This window comes from Campylobacter sp. CNRCH_2016_3089 (assembly GCF_025772505.1).
Classification (GTDB): Bacteria; Campylobacterota; Campylobacteria; order Campylobacterales; family Campylobacteraceae; genus Campylobacter_D; species Campylobacter_D lari_D.
In genome coordinates this window covers 1-18,718 of record NZ_JAKMSF010000001.1, presented here as the reverse complement: position 1 = coordinate 18,718, position 18,718 = coordinate 1, and the positions used below count along the sequence as shown (strand labels likewise).

General features: G+C 29.7%; 22 protein-coding genes. 8 read left to right on the top strand and 14 right to left on the bottom strand.

What is annotated here, in order from left to right; translation table 11 throughout:
* Nucleotides 1-89 precede the first annotated feature (89 nt).
* Nucleotides 90-866 (top strand): threonine/serine ThrE exporter family protein, encoded by a 777-nt coding sequence (locus tag L8W69_RS00110; protein ID WP_220566900.1) that lies wholly within the window; start codon nucleotides 90-92, stop codon nucleotides 864-866.
* Nucleotides 863-1,381 carry a threonine/serine exporter family protein gene (locus L8W69_RS00105; RefSeq protein ID WP_133318673.1) on the top strand — a complete coding sequence of 173 codons (519 nt, stop codon included), beginning with the start codon at nucleotides 863-865 and terminating at the stop codon, nucleotides 1,379-1,381. The genes L8W69_RS00110 and L8W69_RS00105 overlap by 4 nt, the downstream gene beginning before the upstream one ends.
* On the opposite strand, the gene argS is transcribed toward L8W69_RS00105, so the two are convergent.
* The 12 genes from argS to mnmG all read right to left on the bottom strand — a co-directional run bounded on the left by argS (nucleotide 1,378) and on the right by mnmG (nucleotide 13,670).
* A complete protein-coding gene (argS, locus tag L8W69_RS00100; protein ID WP_412175466.1) occupies nucleotides 1,378-2,976 on the bottom strand; it encodes an arginine--tRNA ligase in 1,599 nt (532 codons plus the stop codon). The two genes, L8W69_RS00105 and argS, sit on opposite strands and share 4 nt — an antisense overlap.
* Before the next feature lie 6 nt (nucleotides 2,977-2,982).
* A complete protein-coding gene (locus L8W69_RS00095; RefSeq protein ID WP_133318671.1) occupies nucleotides 2,983-3,222 on the bottom strand; it encodes a twin-arginine translocase TatA/TatE family subunit in 240 nt (79 codons plus the stop codon).
* Nucleotide 3,223: 1 nt separating this feature from the next.
* On the bottom strand, nucleotides 3,224-3,838 hold the full coding sequence (gene gmk / locus L8W69_RS00090) for a guanylate kinase (RefSeq protein WP_220566902.1): 615 nt from the start codon (nucleotides 3,836-3,838) through the stop codon (nucleotides 3,224-3,226).
* Nucleotides 3,835-5,280: a hypothetical protein gene (locus tag L8W69_RS00085; RefSeq protein ID WP_263666121.1), complete on the bottom strand. Its 1,446-nt coding sequence runs from the start codon at nucleotides 5,278-5,280 to the stop codon at nucleotides 3,835-3,837. Before L8W69_RS00085 ends, gmk begins: the two co-directional genes overlap by 4 nt.
* Nucleotides 5,281-5,338: 58 nt before the next feature.
* Nucleotides 5,339-6,109, bottom strand: coding sequence for a flagellar biosynthetic protein FliR (gene fliR, locus L8W69_RS00080; protein ID WP_133318669.1), 771 nt, complete (start codon nucleotides 6,107-6,109; stop codon nucleotides 5,339-5,341).
* The gene (locus tag L8W69_RS00075; RefSeq protein WP_133318668.1) at nucleotides 6,096-6,731 is read right to left on the bottom strand and encodes an ABC transporter ATP-binding protein; all 636 of its coding nucleotides are present in this window, start codon (nucleotides 6,729-6,731) and stop codon (nucleotides 6,096-6,098) included. The genes fliR and L8W69_RS00075 overlap by 14 nt, the downstream gene beginning before the upstream one ends.
* 2 nt (nucleotides 6,732-6,733) lie before the next feature.
* On the bottom strand, nucleotides 6,734-7,810 hold the full coding sequence (tsf, locus tag L8W69_RS00070; RefSeq protein WP_039626638.1) for a translation elongation factor Ts: 1,077 nt from the start codon (nucleotides 7,808-7,810) through the stop codon (nucleotides 6,734-6,736).
* Nucleotides 7,810-8,595 carry a 30S ribosomal protein S2 gene (gene rpsB / locus L8W69_RS00065; RefSeq protein ID WP_087700911.1) on the bottom strand — a complete coding sequence of 262 codons (786 nt, stop codon included), beginning with the start codon at nucleotides 8,593-8,595 and terminating at the stop codon, nucleotides 7,810-7,812. Before rpsB ends, tsf begins: the two co-directional genes overlap by 1 nt.
* Nucleotides 8,596-8,768: 173 nt before the next feature.
* Nucleotides 8,769-9,896 (bottom strand): c-type cytochrome, encoded by a 1,128-nt coding sequence (locus tag L8W69_RS00060; RefSeq protein ID WP_263662483.1) that lies wholly within the window; start codon nucleotides 9,894-9,896, stop codon nucleotides 8,769-8,771.
* 2 nt (nucleotides 9,897-9,898) lie between these two features.
* Nucleotides 9,899-11,143, bottom strand: coding sequence for a cytochrome b (locus L8W69_RS00055; RefSeq protein WP_220567136.1), 1,245 nt, complete (start codon nucleotides 11,141-11,143; stop codon nucleotides 9,899-9,901).
* Between the two features lies 1 nt (nucleotide 11,144).
* On the bottom strand, nucleotides 11,145-11,648 hold the full coding sequence (gene petA / locus L8W69_RS00050; protein WP_133318665.1) for a ubiquinol-cytochrome c reductase iron-sulfur subunit: 504 nt from the start codon (nucleotides 11,646-11,648) through the stop codon (nucleotides 11,145-11,147).
* Between the two features lie 165 nt (nucleotides 11,649-11,813).
* Nucleotides 11,814-13,670, bottom strand: a complete 1,857-nt coding sequence (gene mnmG / locus L8W69_RS00045) for a tRNA uridine-5-carboxymethylaminomethyl(34) synthesis enzyme MnmG (RefSeq protein ID WP_263666120.1) — start codon at nucleotides 13,668-13,670, stop codon at nucleotides 11,814-11,816.
* 123 nt (nucleotides 13,671-13,793) lie between these two features.
* Here mnmG and ribE point away from each other — a divergent pair, with 123 nt between their 5' ends.
* From ribE to L8W69_RS00030, 3 genes are read left to right on the top strand one after another with little or no spacing between them, the layout of a single operon-like run.
* Nucleotides 13,794-14,402 carry a riboflavin synthase gene (ribE, locus tag L8W69_RS00040; protein ID WP_263666119.1) on the top strand — a complete coding sequence of 203 codons (609 nt, stop codon included), beginning with the start codon at nucleotides 13,794-13,796 and terminating at the stop codon, nucleotides 14,400-14,402.
* Entirely contained in the window at nucleotides 14,366-15,034 is a 669-nt protein-coding gene (gene pgeF / locus L8W69_RS00035; RefSeq protein ID WP_263666118.1) for a peptidoglycan editing factor PgeF, read from the top strand. Before ribE ends, pgeF begins: the two co-directional genes overlap by 37 nt.
* 1 nt (nucleotide 15,035) lies before the next feature.
* Nucleotides 15,036-15,242: a hypothetical protein gene (locus L8W69_RS00030; protein WP_133318661.1), complete on the top strand. Its 207-nt coding sequence runs from the start codon at nucleotides 15,036-15,038 to the stop codon at nucleotides 15,240-15,242.
* 2 nt (nucleotides 15,243-15,244) lie between these two features.
* Here L8W69_RS00030 and L8W69_RS00025 read toward each other — a convergent pair whose 3' ends face one another.
* Both L8W69_RS00025 and L8W69_RS00020 read right to left on the bottom strand, forming a co-directional pair.
* Nucleotides 15,245-16,468 carry a sensor histidine kinase gene (locus L8W69_RS00025; RefSeq protein ID WP_263666117.1) on the bottom strand — a complete coding sequence of 408 codons (1,224 nt, stop codon included), beginning with the start codon at nucleotides 16,466-16,468 and terminating at the stop codon, nucleotides 15,245-15,247.
* Nucleotides 16,461-17,126 (bottom strand): response regulator transcription factor, encoded by a 666-nt coding sequence (locus L8W69_RS00020; protein WP_263666116.1) that lies wholly within the window; start codon nucleotides 17,124-17,126, stop codon nucleotides 16,461-16,463. The genes L8W69_RS00025 and L8W69_RS00020 overlap by 8 nt, the downstream gene beginning before the upstream one ends.
* 130 nt (nucleotides 17,127-17,256) lie before the next feature.
* Here L8W69_RS00020 and L8W69_RS00015 point away from each other — a divergent pair, with 130 nt between their 5' ends.
* The 3 genes from L8W69_RS00015 (at nucleotide 17,257) to L8W69_RS00005 (ending at nucleotide 18,717) form a co-directional block, all read left to right on the top strand.
* Nucleotides 17,257-17,844 (top strand): bacteriohemerythrin, encoded by a 588-nt coding sequence (locus L8W69_RS00015; RefSeq protein WP_220567131.1) that lies wholly within the window; start codon nucleotides 17,257-17,259, stop codon nucleotides 17,842-17,844.
* Between the two features lie 77 nt (nucleotides 17,845-17,921).
* The gene (locus L8W69_RS00010) at nucleotides 17,922-18,494 is read left to right on the top strand and encodes a bacteriohemerythrin (RefSeq protein ID WP_263666115.1); all 573 of its coding nucleotides are present in this window, start codon (nucleotides 17,922-17,924) and stop codon (nucleotides 18,492-18,494) included.
* A 1-nt stretch (nucleotide 18,495) separates the two neighbouring features.
* Nucleotides 18,496-18,717, top strand: a complete 222-nt coding sequence (locus L8W69_RS00005) for a CopG family transcriptional regulator (RefSeq protein WP_263666114.1) — start codon at nucleotides 18,496-18,498, stop codon at nucleotides 18,715-18,717.
* Nucleotide 18,718 lies beyond the last annotated feature (1 nt).

Sequence of the window (18,718 nt, the reverse complement as noted above, 5' to 3'; positions counted from 1 at the left end):
TTTAATATTTTTACAAAAATATTTTAAATTTATAAGATTTTATATTTTAATTTTGATAAAATCTTTAAAAACTATTTTAAAGAATATTTATGCAAAAACCATCAATTCAAAATTTAACTAATTTTTTAATCGAATATATTAGCGTTTTTCTAAGTGCTGGAACTTACACAGCAAGAGTAGCAAAATGCGTTGGAAGGATAGCTAATGCGTATGGTTATGAAATTAATATGAATTTTTTCTTTCATCATACTACGCTAAATATTTTTGATAAAGATGACAATTCTATACAAAGAACCTACATCATACCTAACAAACACAATCATATTAATTTTAAACTTATTTTAGAACTTAGTGCATTAAGTTGGCAAATTCATGATCATAAATATAACCTAGAAGAAGCCAAAATTTCTCTTTTAAAACTCAAACAAACCAAAAGAAATCCTTTTTTAGCTAATTTATTTTTAGTTTCAGCAGCAAATTCGGCCTTTTGTAAGCTATTTGGGGGAGATTTTTATGGATGTTTATTTGTATTTTTAGCTACTTTGGTGGGTTTTAGTTTGAGAGTTTTACTCACTAGAATAAAAATTGATTTAAGAATTCAATATATTTTTTGCTCTTTTTTATCTTCTTTTATTGTGTTTTTTGGAGTGGATTTAAAGCTTATACAAGAAGCAAATATTGCTTTGGGTTCTAGTATCTTGTATTTAATACCTGGAGTTTATTTTATAAACTCAATTATAGATATTTTAAAAGATCACATACTTATGGGTTTTAGTCGTATTATTAGTGTGGCGATATTGGTATGCTGTATTGCTATTGGAATTTATACCACTCTTAGCATTAGTGACTTTGGAATTTTAAGATGATTGATTATTCTTCTATACTTTGGGATATGTTTTTTGCAGCTTTAACAGGATTTGGTTTTGCTTATGTGTGTAATCCGCCCTTTAAAACACTCATACTCTCAGCCATATTAGCCGCCATAGCACATGGTATGCGTTTTACTCTAATGGGGTATTTTGGCTTTCAAACTTTAGCTATTGCGACCTTTATAGCTTCTTTTAGCATAGGTTGTCTTGGTTTGTTTTTGGCTAAGATTTTTAAAACACCTGCTGAAATTATAGCTTTTCCTGCTCTTATCCCTATGATACCCGGAATTTACGCATACAAAGCTATATTGTATTTGATTTCTTTTATACGCTCAGAGGATATTGGCGAAAAAACTAATTTTTTGATTCATTTTTTTGATTATTTCTTTACAACACTTTCGGTAACATTAGCTCTAGCAGTAGGAGTAAGCATAACCTTGCTTTTATTTTTTGAACAAAGCTTTATGATGACAAGAAGTATTAAAAAAAGCAAAAATCACGATCAAAATTAATCGTGATTCATTTTATTCTTTGCCTCTATTCCCATGAGTGCAAAAGCTGTTTTAATACTCAAGGCACATATGGCAAAAAGTTTTAAAAGCTCATCTTCATTGCTTGAGCCAACAACTTTATTTTCATTATAAAATTTATGAAATAAAGAGGCTAAATTTTTTAAATAATCAGGAATTTTTTGTAAGGCTCTTGATTCGAATGCATCATTAAGTACTGCTTTCAAATTTAAGCTTTCAAACAAAAGATTCATACCATCTTCATTTAAACTCTCAAATTTAGCATATATAACATCATTTACACTCTTACCTGCTTTGGCAAATACTTGATGAATTCTCGCATGAGCATAATTAATATAATACACAGGATTAGAGCTATCTTCTTTTTTAAACTCATCTACATCAAATTCCAAATGCGTATCACATTTTTTACTGATAAAAATATATCTTAGCACATCACTACCAAGTTCTTCTAAAACATCACCCATTAAAATGAAATTTCCTGCTCTTTTACTCATCTTATAAGGCTCGCCATTTTTTAAGAGTGAAACCATTTGCGCTAAGATAATTTCAAGATTTTGACTATCATGACCTAAAAATTCCATAGCAGCTTTCATTCTAGCAATATAGCCGTGATGATCAGCCCCCCATATATTGATACACTTATCATAACCACGACTCATTTTATCTTTATGATAAATTATATCAGCAGCTAGATAAGTTCCTTTTCCATCATCTTTGATAATCACACGATCTTTTTCATCACCTTTAGCACTTGATGCAAGCCATATTTTACCATCTTGCTCATAAGTACCACCATGCTCTTTTAAGGCTTTTAAAGTATTTTCTAATTCACTATAATAGCTTGTTTCGCTCACATAAGTATCAATAAATATCTTAGCATCGGCTAAATTTTGCTTAATAATTTTTAGCATTTTATCCTTAGCCCAAAGCGCTAATTGTGGAATATTTCCTTCTATAAAAAAATCTTTTTCAAATTCAGCAAAAGCCTCTTTTGCCACATCTATGATATATTCACCTTTATAATACTCATCAGGATATTGAACTTGCTCTTTTAGGCAATGTTCTTTTACTGCAAGCAATATAGAAAGACCTAAAAGATAAATTTGATTACCCGCATCATTAACATAATATTCTGTATCAAATTTATATCCTAAATGTCTAGCAACTCTAGTTAAAGTATCACCAAAAATAGCCCCTCTAGCATGGCCTATGTGCAAAGGTCCTGTTGGATTTGCACTAACATATTCAAGTAAAAAACTCTGCTCTTTTTTTTCATCTTTTGCAAAATTTTCACTATCACTCAAAGCTTGCGTAGCCAAAGAATTTAAAAAAGCCTTTGAAAGCTTAAAATTTACATAACCATTTAAAGCCTCTACACTTTCAAAACAATCACAATCTTTTAACTTAGCAACAATATCATTAGCAATTATTATAGGGTTTTGCCTTAATTCTTTAGCTAAAGAAAAAGCCAAAGGTGTAGCAAAATGGGCTAGATTTTTATTCTTAGGATTTTCTAAGATAAAATCTCTTCCTAGTTTCTCTTTAATTTCTTTATAAACTAAAGTTTTCAACATATCGCCTTAAGCTTTTTTTGTTTCTTCATTATTTTCTTTTACCAGCACATCTTTCTCGTTGATTTTTTCAATTTTTTGTGCATCTTCTTGAACGATTTTTTTATCATCATCAGTATTCATTTCATCTTTAAAAGTTTTAATACCTTTTCCTAAACCTTTAGCAAGCTCTGGAATTTTTTTAGCACCAAAAAGTAATACTACAATAAGTAATATGATTAACCATTGGGTTCCACTTGGCATATGCATTTTATTCTCCTTTATTCCATTGAATTTGAATTTGTTTTAAATCATGTTTTGTACTTTTTAATTTTGAAGCTTCAAAAACTGCTTCTAACTCCCTATAACTTTTTTCTAGATCATCATTTATGATTAAAAAATCATATCGATCCAAATAAGCCATTTCATCACTAGCATTTTCTAATCTTTTGCTAATATCTTCTATTTTATCAGTATTTCGCTTAAGCAATCTTTTTTCAAGTTCTTTTTTATCTTTAGTTGTGATAAATACAGAAGTAATATAATTAGGCATTTTTTCTTTAGCTATGCAAAAGCCTTGCACATCTATATCAAAAATGACACTTTTACCCTCTTGCAATGCTTTTTTTACAGGAATTAACGATGTACCATAGTAATTTTTATGCACTAAAGCCCATTCTAAAAAATCACCTTTTTCTATACCTTGTTTAAATTCTTCTTCACTGATAAAAAAATAATCTACTCCATTTTTTTCATTTTCCCTAGGAGCTCTTGTTGTGCTTGAAATAGAAAAATAAATATTATCTTTTTCTTTAAAAAGTTTTTGAAGCAAGGTGCTCTTACCTGCTCCACTTGGCCCTGAAATAATTAAAATTTGACCGCTCAATGTTTATCCTCATCAAAGCTTATATTGATGTTTATATTCATCTTCATACCTTTCAAGGCTGCCTTTAAAGTATCATCAGTAATACTTGAAGTAATGGTTTGAGCTATACTCTTACTAAGCTCATTTACCATTTCATCTTCTTGTAAATTTTCTATTTTTTCTTGAGTGCTTAATCTATTTTCTTCTTTCTTTTCTACAATAGCTGGAGCAAGCTCTTCGCCTAAAGCCAACATAATATCATTTTCATTTAAATTTGCAAACTCATCTTGTGTATCGTCTAAAATTTCGCTCATATTTTCCTCTATATTTTCCTCTATATTTTCCTCTATATTTTCCTCTATATTTTCCTCTATATTTTCCTCTATATTTTCCTCTAAATCTAAAGCTTGCGTATTTTCATTGTTATCTGTTTCTTGAGTGTCAAAATTTTGCATTAACTCACCATCAAGACCATTAAATTCTTCATCAAGCTCATCAATAGCGGCCAATTCTTCTTTTATCTTATCTTGAGTACTTAGCTCTTCTTCTTCTAGTTGAAAATCATCTATACTTTCATTTTCAAATATTTCTTCAACCATAGGCTCATTTTCTTCTAAAGCCATTTTTTCTTCTTTTTCCTCACCAATAAATTGAGCATCTTCAGGTAAATCATCAAAGCTCATTTCTTTTTCACCTATCTCTTCAACCATAGGTAGTGTATCAAAAGAATCAAATTCAACAGGGGTTTCTTCTATATTTTCTTCTATATTTTCTTCTATATTTTCTTCTATATTTTCTTCTATATTTTCTTCTATATTTTCTTCTATATTTTCTTCTATATTTTCTTCTATATTTTCTTCTATATTTTCTTCTATATTTTCTTTATCTAAACTATCTGAAAAAACTAAATCATCTTCTGTTTTCTCTTCATCTATTAACTCACTTGTTGCATCAAACATATCATCATTTTTTAATCCATCACCTAAATTCTCTTCAAAAAAATCTTCTTGTAAATTTAAATCATCTTCACTCAAATTTTCTTCATGTTCAGACAAATCAATACCTTCTAAAAGTTCATTTCCATCCAAAGGCATATCTTTACCAACAACTTCCTCATCATCAAAATTTAGTTCATCTTCGCTCAAAGCATCTTTTTGAATATCATCCAAAATCCCATCTCCACTTAGAAGATTTATAAAATCGGTAGGTAAAAACGGTTTATACAAACACTCTATACCTTCTTTTTGTTCTAGGTTTCTAGGTAACAAATAAATCAATCTATCACATTTACTTTTTAAATCATCTAAATCAGCCTCAATATCATGATCTATAATAATTACATCATAAAATCCCTCAAGCTCCTCAATATCCTTGAGCTCCTCAAAATCATAACCTAATTTTTGAACCCCCAAACTAATTAATTTTGAAACAGCTATATTGGAATTTATTAGCAAAACCCTCATTATCATCTCCCAAGAATAAAAAATACATTATTTTAAAACATTTTTAATTATTTAATGCTTATATATTAAAAAATAACAACTCCATATGCTCAAAACTTTTTACTATTAAATTTTTAAAATATTGCATCATAATAAGTAAAATAGCAATAAGAACCGCGAAAGACAAAAATATCTTGATAGGATAACCAACCACTAAAAGATTAAATTGCGGCATAGTTTTCATAAGCATGCCAAAAATCACATCTGATAGCAAAGAAATAGCTAAAACAGGAAAAGCCATAGAAAAACCAAGCACAAAAATATTTACCATAGCTTTATTTAAATAAAGCATTAAATTTTCATGTGGATAAAATCCACCTAAACTAATATATTCCAATGAATTAGATATAAAAAGCAAAATCAAATGATGTCCATCAAAAGCTAAAAATACAAGCAAAGCTAATAAATTTAAAACTTGTGAAATTACAGGAGTATTTGCACCTGTTGTGGGATCCATAACACTAGCCATTGAAAAACCCATAGTAAAAGAAATCTGCTCACCTGCCATTTGCAAAATGGCAAAAGTCATTTGCAAAATCATTCCTGCTATCATCCCAAAAATAACTTCACTTAAAAGATATAGAATAAAAAAAGAATCAGGTGTATTATTTTCAAGTTTAGCTAAAGGGTATAAAAACATTGTTAAAAACATTACCAAAGTTGTTTTTACCACCAAGGGAATACTATTATGAGAAAAAAAAGGGAAAAAAACTATCAACCCACTCATTCTAGCAAACAAAAGCATGAAAATAACTACATTTTCATCACCTAAATATTTAACAAATTCCATGGTTGTTTAAGTGAAAAACCTTATCACATTTTTTAGCAAGCTCTTGATCATGCGTAACAAAAATTAAAGCTGCATTATTTTCTTTGATATAATCAATCAAAATATCCATTACATTTAAAGCATTTTTAAAATCTAAATTTCCGGTAGCCTCATCTGCAAAAATAATTTTTGGCTTCTTGCTTAAAACCCTAGCTATACTTACTCTTTGCTGTTGTCCACCGCTTAGTTTTGTGATTTTTTGATTCATTAAATCTGCAATATCAAGTTTTTTTAATAATTCATAATCAATATTCTGCCCACTTAAAACACTCGCAAGTTCTATATTTTCAAAAGCCAAAAAACCTTTAAATAAATAATGCATTTGAAAAATAATACCAAAATCTTTTCTACGAATTTCTAGCAAAGCTTCATCATCTAAGTCGTATAAATCTTGATTATTATAAAAAACTTTTCCCGATTGAGGTTTTAATAAGGTAGATAAAATATGCAAAAGAGTAGATTTACCACATCCACTGCTTCCACATACTGCAATACAATCTTTTGTATTTAAAGTAAAATTTAAATTTTCAAAAAGCGGAATATCAAAACTATGGTTTAAATTTTCCGCTTTTAAAAGTTCCATTTTTAACCAATTTGTGCAGCAACTTCAGCAGCAAAATCTTCAGTTTTCTTTTCTAGGCCCTCACCTACTTCAAAACGAATAAATTCGACTATTTTGATAGTTCCACCTAGTTCCTTTTCTTTATCAGCAATTACTTGTTCGATAGTTTTTTTATCATCCATTACATAAAACTGACCCATTAAAGTAAGTCTGCTATCAAGTTGAGAGTTATCTGCTATAAAACTATTCAACTTACCTGGGATAATATTAGGCCAAATTTTTTCTGGCTTACCTTGTGCTTGAAGTTCAGCCTTAATAGCTTCTTCAGCTGCTTGAATTACCTCTTGAGTTAATTGTTTTCTGCTTGCATATTTTGGAATTTTATGCTCTGGTTTATTAGGATCTTTTAATCTTCTTCTTTCTTCATTTTCTTTTTCTAACTCAGCAACTAAAGCTTTATACTCATTTTCTACAAAATCCATATCAAGCTCTTCATAAGATAAATAACTTGGCTTCATTGCAGCAATATGCATACAAATATGTTTTAAAAATTCTCCACACTTGCTAGCCGTAGCTTCACTATCACAAGCTGCAGCAATAACTACACCAACACGACCATTAGTGTGAATATAACCATTTACTATGCCATTAGCACCTGCTTTTAAAGTAGCAAATCTTCTAACAACTAAATTTTCACCAATAGTTGCAATTTGGCTTTTTAAGTACTCTTCAAATTTAACACCATTAATCTCACTTGAATGTAATTCTTCAACATTTTGAAGACTCTTAGCTTGAATATGTGCTGTTGTATCTTTTGTTAAAGCAATAAATTGTTCATTTTTAGCAACAAAATCTGTTTCTGAGTTAATTTCACTTACAGTTGCACATTTAAAATCATCACTTACTTTTACACTTACTAAACCTTCAGCAGCCAAACGATCAGCTTTTTTATCAGCTTTTCCAAGTCCTTTTTCTCTTAAAAGTTGCACTGCTTTTTCAAAATCACCATCTGTATCTTTTAAAGCATTTTTACAATCCATCATACCTGCGCCAGTACTCTCGCGCAGTTCTTTTACCATTTGTGCAGTGATTTCAGCCATTACTCTTTATCTCCTTCAAAATCTTCTTCACTCATAGCTTCTTCTAAAACTTCTTTTTTCTCTTCTTCAGAAATAGGCTGTTCTTCGCTAACTTCACCATCTTGCTCTCTTAATGCTTTACCTTCATTGATTGCTTCAGCCATTTCTTGACAGAAAAGTTGAACCGAACGAATTGCATCATCATTTCCTGGAATTGGGAAATCAACTAAATCAGGATCGCAGTTTGTATCTAGTGGAGCAACTACAGGGATTTTTAATCTATTAGCTTCTTGTACTGCAATTTTTTCTTTAACAGTATCAATAACAAAAATCATATCAGGTTGAGTTTTCATATATCTAATACCACCAAGATATGCTAGTAATTTTTCTTTTTTTCTAGTAAGCATTAATGCTTCTTTTTTAGTTAAAAGTTTAATACTTCCATCTTCTTCCATTTTTTCTATAACTTCTAATTTTCTAATTGATTGGCGGATAGTTCCAAAATTTGTCATCATACCACCAAGCCATCTGTGATTTACATAAGGCATACCACATTTTTCAGCGTATTCTTTAATCGCTCCACCTGCTTGTTTTTTAGTTCCAACAAATAAAATTGTCTTACCTTCTGCTGCAGCGTCACGAACAATGTTATATGTATATCTAAAATATCTAAGCGTTTTTTGCAAATCAATTACATAAATACCTTTTCTTTCACCAAAAATAAATTTTTTCATTTTTGGATTCCATCTTCTTGTTTGGTGTCCAAAGTGTACACCACACTCTAACAAATCTCTCATGCTTACCATGAAATTCTCCTTGAAATAAAATAATTAGGTTTATTCCTCCGCATTCTTTAACCCATAAGCAACCTAATAAGGAAATTAATGCGTGTGAAATGAAAAAATATTATATCAAATTTTATTTTATATTTAGCTTATTATTGAAGAAAAAGAACGCCACAAGGCGTTCTTTGAGTAAATTAGTGTAGTTTAGACCAAACTGATCTTTTCCAACCTATAGCAAAAATACTTAAGATAGCAAAGAATATCATAATATAAATTCCTGTTTGTTCTCTTTCTTCTTTTTTACTATCACCAACTTTTTCAAGATAACTAATAACTTGAGTTTGTGCTTTTTCATTTAGACCAACTCTTGGCATAGCAGTTCCATGAATTTTCTTTTGAGGTTCATTGATAAAGATTTCAAGATAATGCGCGCCTTTAGAACGAATCATCATAGATAAATCCGGAGGCGTCATACCAAGATAATTTTTTAAATCACTCATATTTGAACTTGAAACAAAACCATCATACTTTACATCATGGCATCTTCCGCAAGCATTTTCAAATGTATGTTTGTTTTTAGCAAAATCAAATTCTTTTGCAATTAAAGCCGTTTTTGCTTGCTCTGAAAGCTCTTGGTTTTTAGCATATTTTTCTTCTAAATCTGCTTTTAATTTTGTATCAAATTCCTTCTCATACTCACTAGCTGTATTTTTAAAGAATGCAATTAAATCTGCTAAATCTTGATTATCTTGTGCTTCATCACCACTTAAAGGATAAGCAGGCATTAAGAATGGATTTTCATCATTAAATTTATGTGAAATTTGCAAAGCCTTAACTGGATCAACAATCAGTGCTGCTAAAAATTTCTCATCATAAATAGCACCCGCATCACTTAAATCAGGAGGTGTTACACCTAAAGAAGAATCTGTAATAGTAGCAGGAATTCCGACGGCTTTCACACCATGACATGCAATACAATTTCCTTCAAAAAGCTCTTTTCCTTTTTGTGCATTACCTTTACTAAAATCAATTTTTGCGATTTTTTCCCATAATTGCTTGGTAGCTTCTTCTTGGCTTTTAGCAAGCTCTAGTGCTTTTTGAGCATTAGCTATAGCTTTTTCACTTCCTGAAGCATTAGCATCTATTGCAGCTTTTTCTTTTAAAGCAACTTCGCCTTTGGTAAATTCTACATCAGCTTTTGCAAAGTCAAAATTAACCGGAGTTGAAGGAGGATTCATCACTGAATGTGCATAAGGCTCAACCCCCCAATAAACTAAACCTGTGAAAAAGACAACTACAAAAAATATTTTTAATTCTCTCATTATTAGCCCCTTTTTCTTTCCATGATAGTAATAATTGGTAAGACTACTAACAATAATAGTAAAAATACCATAGAAGCATAAAATCCTATCCAAGCATTAATTCCCGTTGGAGGAAGCTTTCCATAAACTGTTAGTACAATTAAATCTATCAATAACACCCAAAACCATACAAAAAACATTGGTCTTTCGTGTGCTGGTTTTACAACATCACTTCTATCAAGCCAAGGTAACAAGAAGAAAATAATTTGTGCTATACCAAACGCTGCAAGACCTATATCAAAAGCTTTAATGCTTCCAACATCAAAGAAAAATCCTCTTAAAACTTCATAACTCCATAAGAAATACCACTCAGGATAAATATGAGGAGGTGTTTTTAAAGAATTTGCTGGGTCAAAGTTAATTGGATCCATTGCGAAATTAAATTTAAAACACACCAAATAGAAGAAGAAAATCATAAATAACGCAATATACATAAAATCTTTAGCTAAAAATCCTGGCCAAAAAGGAATAACTTTAGAACCTTTTGTATCACCTGCTAAATATTTTTCAGCTTCCAAATCAAAATCAATTTCTTCTGAAATTTCATTATTTACATGAGGAATTCTTAAAGAATAAAAGTGGAATGCAATAATTGCTAAAATTACAATAGGTAATAAACACACATGCAGCATAAAAAATCTAGTTAAAGTTGGATCTGATACTGCAAAATCTCCTCTTATCCAAATAACTAATGCATCACCTATAAAAGGAATTCCGCCAAAAAGCTGAGTAATAACTTGAGCAGCCCAAAAACTCATCTGTCCCCAAGGTAACATATACCCACTAAATGCTTCTGCTGAAAATACAACAAACAAAAGCATACCGCTAATCCAAATCATCTCACGACCCTTTTTATAAGAGCCATAATAAATTCCCGTTAACATATGGATATATATGATTAAAAACACAACTGAAGCAGCCACACCATGCATATGACGCCAAAGCCAACCATACTCTACTTCTTGCATGATAGTTTTATTAACACTATCAAAAGCCAAAGCCACATCTGGCTTATAATACATTACTAAAAATAGACCTGAAATAAATAAAATAGCAAAAAGAGTTGTCAAGATAACACCCATTGCCCATAAGAAGTTAATTTGTTTTGGTATCCAATACTGAGCCATTAAAACATTAAAAAGCTTATTTACAGCTAATCTTTGATCAAGCCAATCTATAATACCACTAGCTTTTTTTATCTGTGCCATATCAAGCCTCCGCAATCATTTTTTTATATTCTGGACCTTCTTCACCTAACACTAATTTAGTTCCATCAATTCTAAAAGGAGGAATGTCCAAAGGTCTTGGAGGAGGACCAAATACATTTTTACCACTAGTGTCAAATTCGCCACCGTGGCATGCGCACTTAAACAATTTCTCACTTGGAGCATAAGCTGGAATACAGCCTAAATGCGTGCAAAGACCAATAACTACAGTATATGCAACATCACCTACAATAACATCCCTACTGCTATCTTTTGCCATATCCGCATCTTTTTTTAAGATAAATATAGGCTTTTTACGCCACTCGATTGTTCTTAATTCGCCTTCTTTCATACCAGAAAGATCTACGGTAGTAATACCTGCTGCTTTTACACTTGGGAGCGGATCCCATGTTTTTTTCATTGCAACTAATGAAAAAGCACCACCCACAGCAGCTACCGTTCCAAAGGCAAAGCCCATAAAGCTTCGTCTACTTTCAGATGTAGCCATTTTACTTCCTTTGTTTTGATTTATTTGTTGTAAAGTATAGCAGTTTATCTAAAAAATAATAAATTTTTTCTTTATATAAAAAAGCTTTATTTAAGATATGCAAGTATTTATTTAAAATAACAGAAGTGTATTTATTTTCAAATCAAAACAATAGATAAGTTAATATCATCTATTGTTTTTCATTTTGATATAAATATGCAAAATATCTAAAGCAGCAGGGGTGATACCACTAATTTGCGAAGCAGCAAAAATAGTTGGCGGATTAAATTTTTGCAGTTTTTCCACCACTTCATTACTCAAACCACTTACACTTTTAAAGTCAAAATTTTCAGGAATTTTTAAGTCATTTAAGTTTTTCATTTTTTCTATTTGTGCTTTTTGCATTGCTATATAATGATAATATTTTGCTTCATTTAAAATTTCATTTAAAGAATACTCATCCATTTTTGCAAACATTTCATCTAGAGCTTTTAATTTTTCTATATTAAAACTCGCTCTTGCAACAATTTTTTGCAAACTTACTATTGAGGTAATTTTTTCTTCTTTAATGCTTTGTAAAAATTCATTATTTTGATTGCTTGGTGTCCATGTAGTTTGAAGTAAAAACTCAAGTCCTTTCCTAACATTTTGCTTTATATTCTCAATATATGCATAGTCCTCTTGACTTAAAAGTTTAAAATTATGTCCATATTCTCCAAGTCTTAAAATAGCATTTTCTTCTCTTAAGAGCAGTCTATATTCAGCTCTTGAAGTAAACATTCTATAAGGCTCTTTTGTGCCTTTCATTACTAAATCATCGATTAATACCCCTATATAAGCCTCATCGCGTCTTAATACAAAAGGCTCTTTTTCATCAATTGCTAAAACCGCGTTCACTCCTGCCATAAAACCTTGTGCAGCTGCTTCTTCATAACCAGTAGTTCCGTTAATTTGCCCAGCACAATACAAATTTTTAATCTTTTTAGTTTCTAAAGTATGTTTTAACTCCGTTGGATCAATATAATCATACTCTATGGCATAACCAAAACGCGTGATTTTAGCATTTTCAAAACCTTTTATACTTCTTAACATCGCAATTTGCACTTCATAAGGAAGTGAAGTAGAAAAGCCATTAATATAATATTCAGTAGCATCTTTAGTTTGTGGCTCTATAAATAAATGATGACTTTCTTTATCACCAAAACGATTAATCTTATCTTCTATGGAAGGACAATATCTTGGACCTATACCTTCAATTTGTCCTGTAAAAAGCGGAGCGCGGTAAAAGTTACTTTTTATAATCTCATGTGTTTTTAAATTTGTTCTTGCTATATAACATGGAAGTTGATTAGGCTTGAAGTTTTTTGTTTTAAAACTAAAGGCCTTAGGGTTTTCATCTCCAGGTTGAATTTCTAAAACACTAAAATCAATACTTTTAGCATCTACTCTTGGACAAGTTCCTGTTTTTAACCTCCCTACTTTTAAACCACTTTGTTTTAAATACTCACCCAAATTTACAGACGCAAGCTCACCTACCCTACCTGCTTGAAGCTTAGTTTCACCTATATGGATAAGTCCATTTAAAAAAGTTCCTGTTGTAAGTATGATTTTTTTAGCAAAATATGTATTTTCTAAATTAGTTTTAACGCCCTTAACCTCGTCATTTTCTATAAGTAAAGACAAAGCTTGCTCTTGAGAGATTTCTAAATTTTCAAGTTTTAAAAGCTTATTTCTAGCACAAATTCTATAAGCGTCCATATCAATTTGCGCTCTACTTCCACGCACTGCAACACCTTTGCTTTCATTTAAAATTCTAAATTGAATTCCAGCCTCATCGGTAATTTGTCCCATAAGTCCGCCCATAGCATCAAGCTCTTTTACCAAATGTCCTTTTGCTAAGCCGCCTATAGCAGGATTACAACTTGCAGCACCAATTTGCTCGATTAAAGTAGTTAAAAGTAAAGTTTTTTTGCCCATTCTAGCGGCAGCAGCACTAGCCTCAACTCCAGCATGCCCGCCACCTATTACGATTATATCATACATATTTTGACCTCATTTTTATAAAAAAGGCAAAAATTATATAATATTTTTTAAAATAAAACACTAAAAATACTTTTTGAAATTTAAAAGTTTTAGATAAAATCTCATAAAAATTAAAGGTATTGAATGTTTAATGGATTAATCCGCGAATTAGCCTTTGTCAAATCATATCAAAACAACACTTTAAGATTAAAAGCAAGTTACAAACCAAAACTAGGCGATAGTATAGCAGTTAATGGTGCGTGCTTGAGCGTAACAAAACTTTTTGATGATAGCTTTAATCTTGAACTTTCTTATGAAACAAGAACTCACATAGCTATTGAAAATTTAAAAGACTATGTGCATATTGAACCTGCATTAGCTTATGGCGATAGAATAGATGGGCATTTAATGCAAGGACACATTGATGGTATTGGTGAAATTACTAATATTTCTAAAAAAGAAAACGGAGTTGATTTTTATATTAAATGCCCTGATAATATACAAATTTATATGGCAAATAAAGCAAGCGTAGCTATAGATGGAGTAAGTTTAACTATCAATGAAGTTTTAAAAGATAGTATTCGTTTGACTATTATTCCTATAACCTTTAATGAAACCTTGTTTAAAAATTACACCATAGGAAGACGCGTCAATATAGAAAGTGATCTTTTAGCAAGATATATACACAGACAATTAAATTATAAAAAAGAAATTTCATGGCAACAAATAGACAAGATTACATCACTTTATTAGAAAATGATTTCGCAAAAGCTTTTGTAGCCTTTGATCAAGATTATAATATTTTTAGAGCAAAAATTTGTAATAATATTTTTCCTCGGGAAAATTCTATAAAAAAGTGCGTATTTTTAAATCAAATTCATTCTAATATCATCACTCAGTATAATAAAAATTTTCATTTTAACGCCGATGGGATGATTAGCAATGAAAAAAATATAGCTTTGTGTATTTTAAGTGCTGATTGCTTGCCTTTGCTTTTATATGATGATAAAAATAAAACCATAGCAGCTTTGCATTCAGGCAGAAAAGGTTGTTTTGAAAATATCTTAAAAGAAGCTGTTTTGAAAATGCAAGAAAGTTTTAACACTCAAACCAAGAATTTAAAACTCATCATTTCAGCAGGAATTTGTGCTAAAAATTATGAAATTAATGGCGAGGTTTTAAACCACAGCAAAGAAAATTTTGCACATTTTTTACATAAAAATAAGCTTGATTTAAAAGCATTAGTTAAATTTCAAGCAAAAGAATTAGGTATTAATGATATTTTTGATATCAATCTTTGCACCTTTGATGATGAGAGATTTTTTTCTTATAGAAAAAATCAAACTCCAAAGCGCATTGTTAGCGTGATTTTTTTAAAGGATTAAAATGTATGAAGTAAAAAATCTACTTGCTTTAAAAATTCTACAAAAAGCTAGAGAATTTGGTGATAATGACTTAAGCAATGAACTTTTAATCACTCAAATGCTAAATCATACCCCACAAACTCTAAATCAAAACGATACTAAAAATTTAAATGAATTTATCACAACGCTTATAAATGCCAAAGAAAAAGCTAAAATGAGCAATAAATAATTTTAATTTTTCCAAGTTAAAATAAATTTTGTTCCTTTCTTTAACTCACTTTCTACTTTTATTTTTATATTATGTTCTTTACAAATTTTATCTACCAAAGAAAGTCCTATACCAAAACCACCTTGATTTTCATTAAATCTTGAATAACGCTCAAAAATATTAGCCAAATTTTCCTTTGCTATGCCACAACCACTATCTGCTATTATAAGTTTTTGCTCTAAAAGTGCTATTTTAATATGTCCATTTTTTATATTATATTTTATAGCGTTATTAACAAGATTATCAAACATTTTAAAAAATTGCTCTTTATTAGCATAAATTTTTCCATCATTTTCCAAGCTAAGCTCTAAGTCGATATTTTTTTGCTCTAAAAATATCTTGAAATACTCCATTCTTTCTTTAATCAAGTCTTTTAAAAATATCCAATCCTTTTTAGCCTCATAAGCTTGAGAAAAATTTAAAAAAGTTAAATCTGAATACAAATGACTCAAAGTCAAAGCAGCTATTTTTACACGCTTTAAAGCCTTAATTTCTTCAAAATTCTTTTTTCTTTCTAAACTCTCTACACTCATTAATATTGCACTAATTGGGGTGTTAATCTCATGAGTGGTATCTTTTATAAAATTATTTAAAAACCTTATTCTTGCTTCTAAAGGCTTGAGTGCAAATTTAAGTATTAAATATCCTACCAAACTAACAAAAATCAAAGAAAGTACCATAGCTAAAGCAACTTTAAATCTTATAAATCCAAGTTCTTTAGAAATATCATCACCTTGTATTAAAACTCTTAAACGATTTACATCTCCTAATATTTCTAAAGCACTTTGATTTTGATTATCAGCAAGTAACAAGCTATTTAAATTTATATCAGCTACATAAATCAAAGTGTTATTGTTATAAATATTCGCATTATTTGATTTAAAAAAAGTTGTTTGAGCGGGTAAATCAAGATTAGAAAAATAAACCTTAGTTCTATCAAATATTGCAAATTTTATATTAGAAATTTGAGCTATTTTCTTAGCACTTTTTTCTATGGGTTCAAAACGCGATTTTTCCATTTGCAAAATCACAAAACGATGTTCTTGTCTTAGCTTTATGCTATATTCGCTTATTAAATCTTCTATTAACTTAGCATACCATATACCAAAAAGCACTATAAGAATACTTCCTATACTTACTAAATACAAAGAAAGAATTTGCCATGCAACGCGCTTGGCTTCATGCATAACAATACCCTCTTCCTCTTTGATTGATAATGCTTTCTTTTCCTAAAATTTTTCGTAAATTTTTCACATAAGCTCTCAAACTAAGCTCACTTGGCTCTTGGTCATATTCCCAAATTTCTTCAAAAATATAAGCAGTATCTATAAATTTACCTTTATTTTTCAAAAGTAATGATAAAAGTTTTAATTCTTTCAAAGGTAAAGACAATGGCTTATCGTTTTGATATAAAGTTTGCGATATAAAAGCAAATTTAAAACCATTTCCCAAGTCCTCATAATCTTCATTTTTATGCGCAAAAGAACGCTTTAAAATAGCATTAATCCTTATTTTTAACTCCTGCAACTCAAAAGGCTTTTTGATATAATCATCACAACCACATTCAAATCCTTGTTGTAAATCCATAGTAGTATTTAAAGAGGTCATAAAAATAGCTGGGGTATATCTACCTGCTTCTCTTAAATTTTTAAGCACACTAAAACCATTTCCTAAAGGGACTTTTACATCAAAAATCCATAAATCAAAATTTTTCTCATAAGCTTTATCTTGTGCATCTTGAGCATTATCCACCAAAATCACTTCAAAGCCTTCTTCTTCTAAAAACTCACTAACAATTTCCCCTAAGTTAATATCATCTTCTAGTAAAAGAATTTGCGTAGCCATTTTAAGCCTTTATATGCTATTTTAATTTAGATTATTATATTTTTTTTATGTAAATTTAGTGTGAATTTAGCATATTTAAAGGCAAGTATTTATAAAATATTAACTATTTTATTGAATTTAGGATTTTATTATGTTGCCAAATTGGGATCAAAAATATAGTATTAATAATGAAAAAATTGACGAACAACATAAAAAACTTTTTGAACTTGCTGCCAAAGTGGAAGAAATTTCAGATAGGCCAGTTTATCAAGTCGAGCTTAAAAAGATAGTTGCTGAATTTTTTCACTATATTAAAATTCATTTTCAAGATGAAGAATCCTATATGGCTGAGATTAATTACCCTTATCTAAATCAACACAAACTCATGCATAAACAAATCACAAAATCCATGATAAAACTCATACAAAGTATAAAAAGTACAAATGATTTAAAAGAAAAATTATATATAGTAGTTAATTCATGGTTGATAGAACACATCATTCAGCATGATATGATGATAGAACATTGGCGTCAAAACACCCAAGCAAAGAATTCTTCAGATACTTTCGAAGAAGAAGCTCCAAAACCAAAAAAATTCTTATATCAATGTCAATGCGAAGGAAAAACACACAAGGTTCCTTATGATATTCATTTAAAAATGCAATATTCTAAAGTGCAGTTTAAATGTAAAGAATGCTCTGCGAATTTAATACAATACAAAGAAAAAATAGAAATCTAATAAAAATTAATAATAATTTAAAATATAGTAAACTATAATGCTTACAAAACTCTTCTAAATATAAACAAGGAGCTAACATGCTACCAAAATGGTGTAGTAAATATAGTATCCATAATGAAGAAATTGACAGACAGCATAAAAAACTTTTTGAACTTGCTGCAAATGTCGAGATGATTTCAGATAAACCTGTCCATAAAGGACAAATTAAATTTTTACTTGCAGATTTTTTTAATTATATGAAAGAGCATTTTGCCGAAGAAGAAAAATACATGGCAAAAATAGGTTATCCTGAACTTTCTAACCATCAAAAAATTCACAAAAGTATCATCCAATCTATGATTGATTTAATTCAAAATCTCAAAAGCACCAATGATTTAAAAGAAAAACTTAATGTCATTGCATCTAAATGGCTTTTAGAACATATTTTAAGAGAAGATATGAAGATAGAAAAATGGCATCAAGCACAACTAAATAAAAATGCCAATACTATAACTTTTCAAGAAACTCAAGAAATTTATGAATATATTTGCTCTTGTGTAAATAAAATTCACAAAGTTCCTTGCGAAATTCACCAAAAAATTCAATTAAACAATGCAAGTTACAAATGTAAAACTTGTCAAGAAGCTATCAAACTAAAACAAAGGCTATAAAATGAACAAACGCTACACCTTAACTATTCCATTAGAGCTTTATGAACGCTTAAATCAAACTGCGAAATTTTCTAAAAAGAAAAAAGCTGAAATTTTACGCAATGCTTTGGAAAATTATCTTGATGAAATAGAAGACTTTGCTCCAGCCATAGAAGCTTTAGAAGATTTAAAAGATGGAAATAGTAAAAAGTTAGATAACATTATAAAAAAATTAAAATGTTAAC

Bases quoted from the DNA above. Each gene is read 5' to 3' on its own strand.
- L8W69_RS00025 (WP_263666117.1), bottom strand. From the start codon at position 16,468: ATGCATGAAGCCAAGCGCGTTGCATGGCAAATTCTTTCTTTGTATTTA.
- L8W69_RS00075 (WP_133318668.1), bottom strand. From the start codon at position 6,731: ATGGAACTTTTAAAAGCGGAAAATTTAAACCATAGTTTTGATATTCCG.
- tsf (WP_039626638.1), bottom strand. From the start codon at position 7,810: ATGGCTGAAATCACTGCACAAATGGTAAAAGAACTGCGCGAGAGTACT.
- rpsB (WP_087700911.1), bottom strand. From the start codon at position 8,595: ATGGTAAGCATGAGAGATTTGTTAGAGTGTGGTGTACACTTTGGACAC.
- fliR (WP_133318669.1), bottom strand. From the start codon at position 6,109: ATGGAATTTGTTAAATATTTAGGTGATGAAAATGTAGTTATTTTCATG.
- petA (WP_133318665.1), bottom strand. From the start codon at position 11,648: ATGGCTACATCTGAAAGTAGACGAAGCTTTATGGGCTTTGCCTTTGGA.
- L8W69_RS00015 (WP_220567131.1), top strand. From the start codon at position 17,257: ATGTTGCCAAATTGGGATCAAAAATATAGTATTAATAATGAAAAAATT.
- L8W69_RS00110 (WP_220566900.1), top strand. From the start codon at position 90: ATGCAAAAACCATCAATTCAAAATTTAACTAATTTTTTAATCGAATAT.
- L8W69_RS00105 (WP_133318673.1), top strand. From the start codon at position 863: ATGATTGATTATTCTTCTATACTTTGGGATATGTTTTTTGCAGCTTTA.
- L8W69_RS00055 (WP_220567136.1), bottom strand. From the start codon at position 11,143: ATGGCACAGATAAAAAAAGCTAGTGGTATTATAGATTGGCTTGATCAA.
- pgeF (WP_263666118.1), top strand. From the start codon at position 14,366: ATGGCAACAAATAGACAAGATTACATCACTTTATTAGAAAATGATTTC.
- L8W69_RS00020 (WP_263666116.1), bottom strand. From the start codon at position 17,126: ATGGCTACGCAAATTCTTTTACTAGAAGATGATATTAACTTAGGGGAA.
- mnmG (WP_263666120.1), bottom strand. From the start codon at position 13,670: ATGTATGATATAATCGTAATAGGTGGCGGGCATGCTGGAGTTGAGGCT.
- argS (WP_412175466.1), bottom strand. From the start codon at position 2,976: ATGTTGAAAACTTTAGTTTATAAAGAAATTAAAGAGAAACTAGGAAGA.
- L8W69_RS00085 (WP_263666121.1), bottom strand. From the start codon at position 5,280: ATGAGGGTTTTGCTAATAAATTCCAATATAGCTGTTTCAAAATTAATT.
- L8W69_RS00060 (WP_263662483.1), bottom strand. From the start codon at position 9,896: ATGAGAGAATTAAAAATATTTTTTGTAGTTGTCTTTTTCACAGGTTTA.
- L8W69_RS00095 (WP_133318671.1), bottom strand. From the start codon at position 3,222: ATGCATATGCCAAGTGGAACCCAATGGTTAATCATATTACTTATTGTA.
- ribE (WP_263666119.1), top strand. From the start codon at position 13,794: ATGTTTAATGGATTAATCCGCGAATTAGCCTTTGTCAAATCATATCAA.
- L8W69_RS00010 (WP_263666115.1), top strand. From the start codon at position 17,922: ATGCTACCAAAATGGTGTAGTAAATATAGTATCCATAATGAAGAAATT.
- L8W69_RS00005 (WP_263666114.1), top strand. From the start codon at position 18,496: ATGAACAAACGCTACACCTTAACTATTCCATTAGAGCTTTATGAACGC.
- L8W69_RS00030 (WP_133318661.1), top strand. From the start codon at position 15,036: ATGTATGAAGTAAAAAATCTACTTGCTTTAAAAATTCTACAAAAAGCT.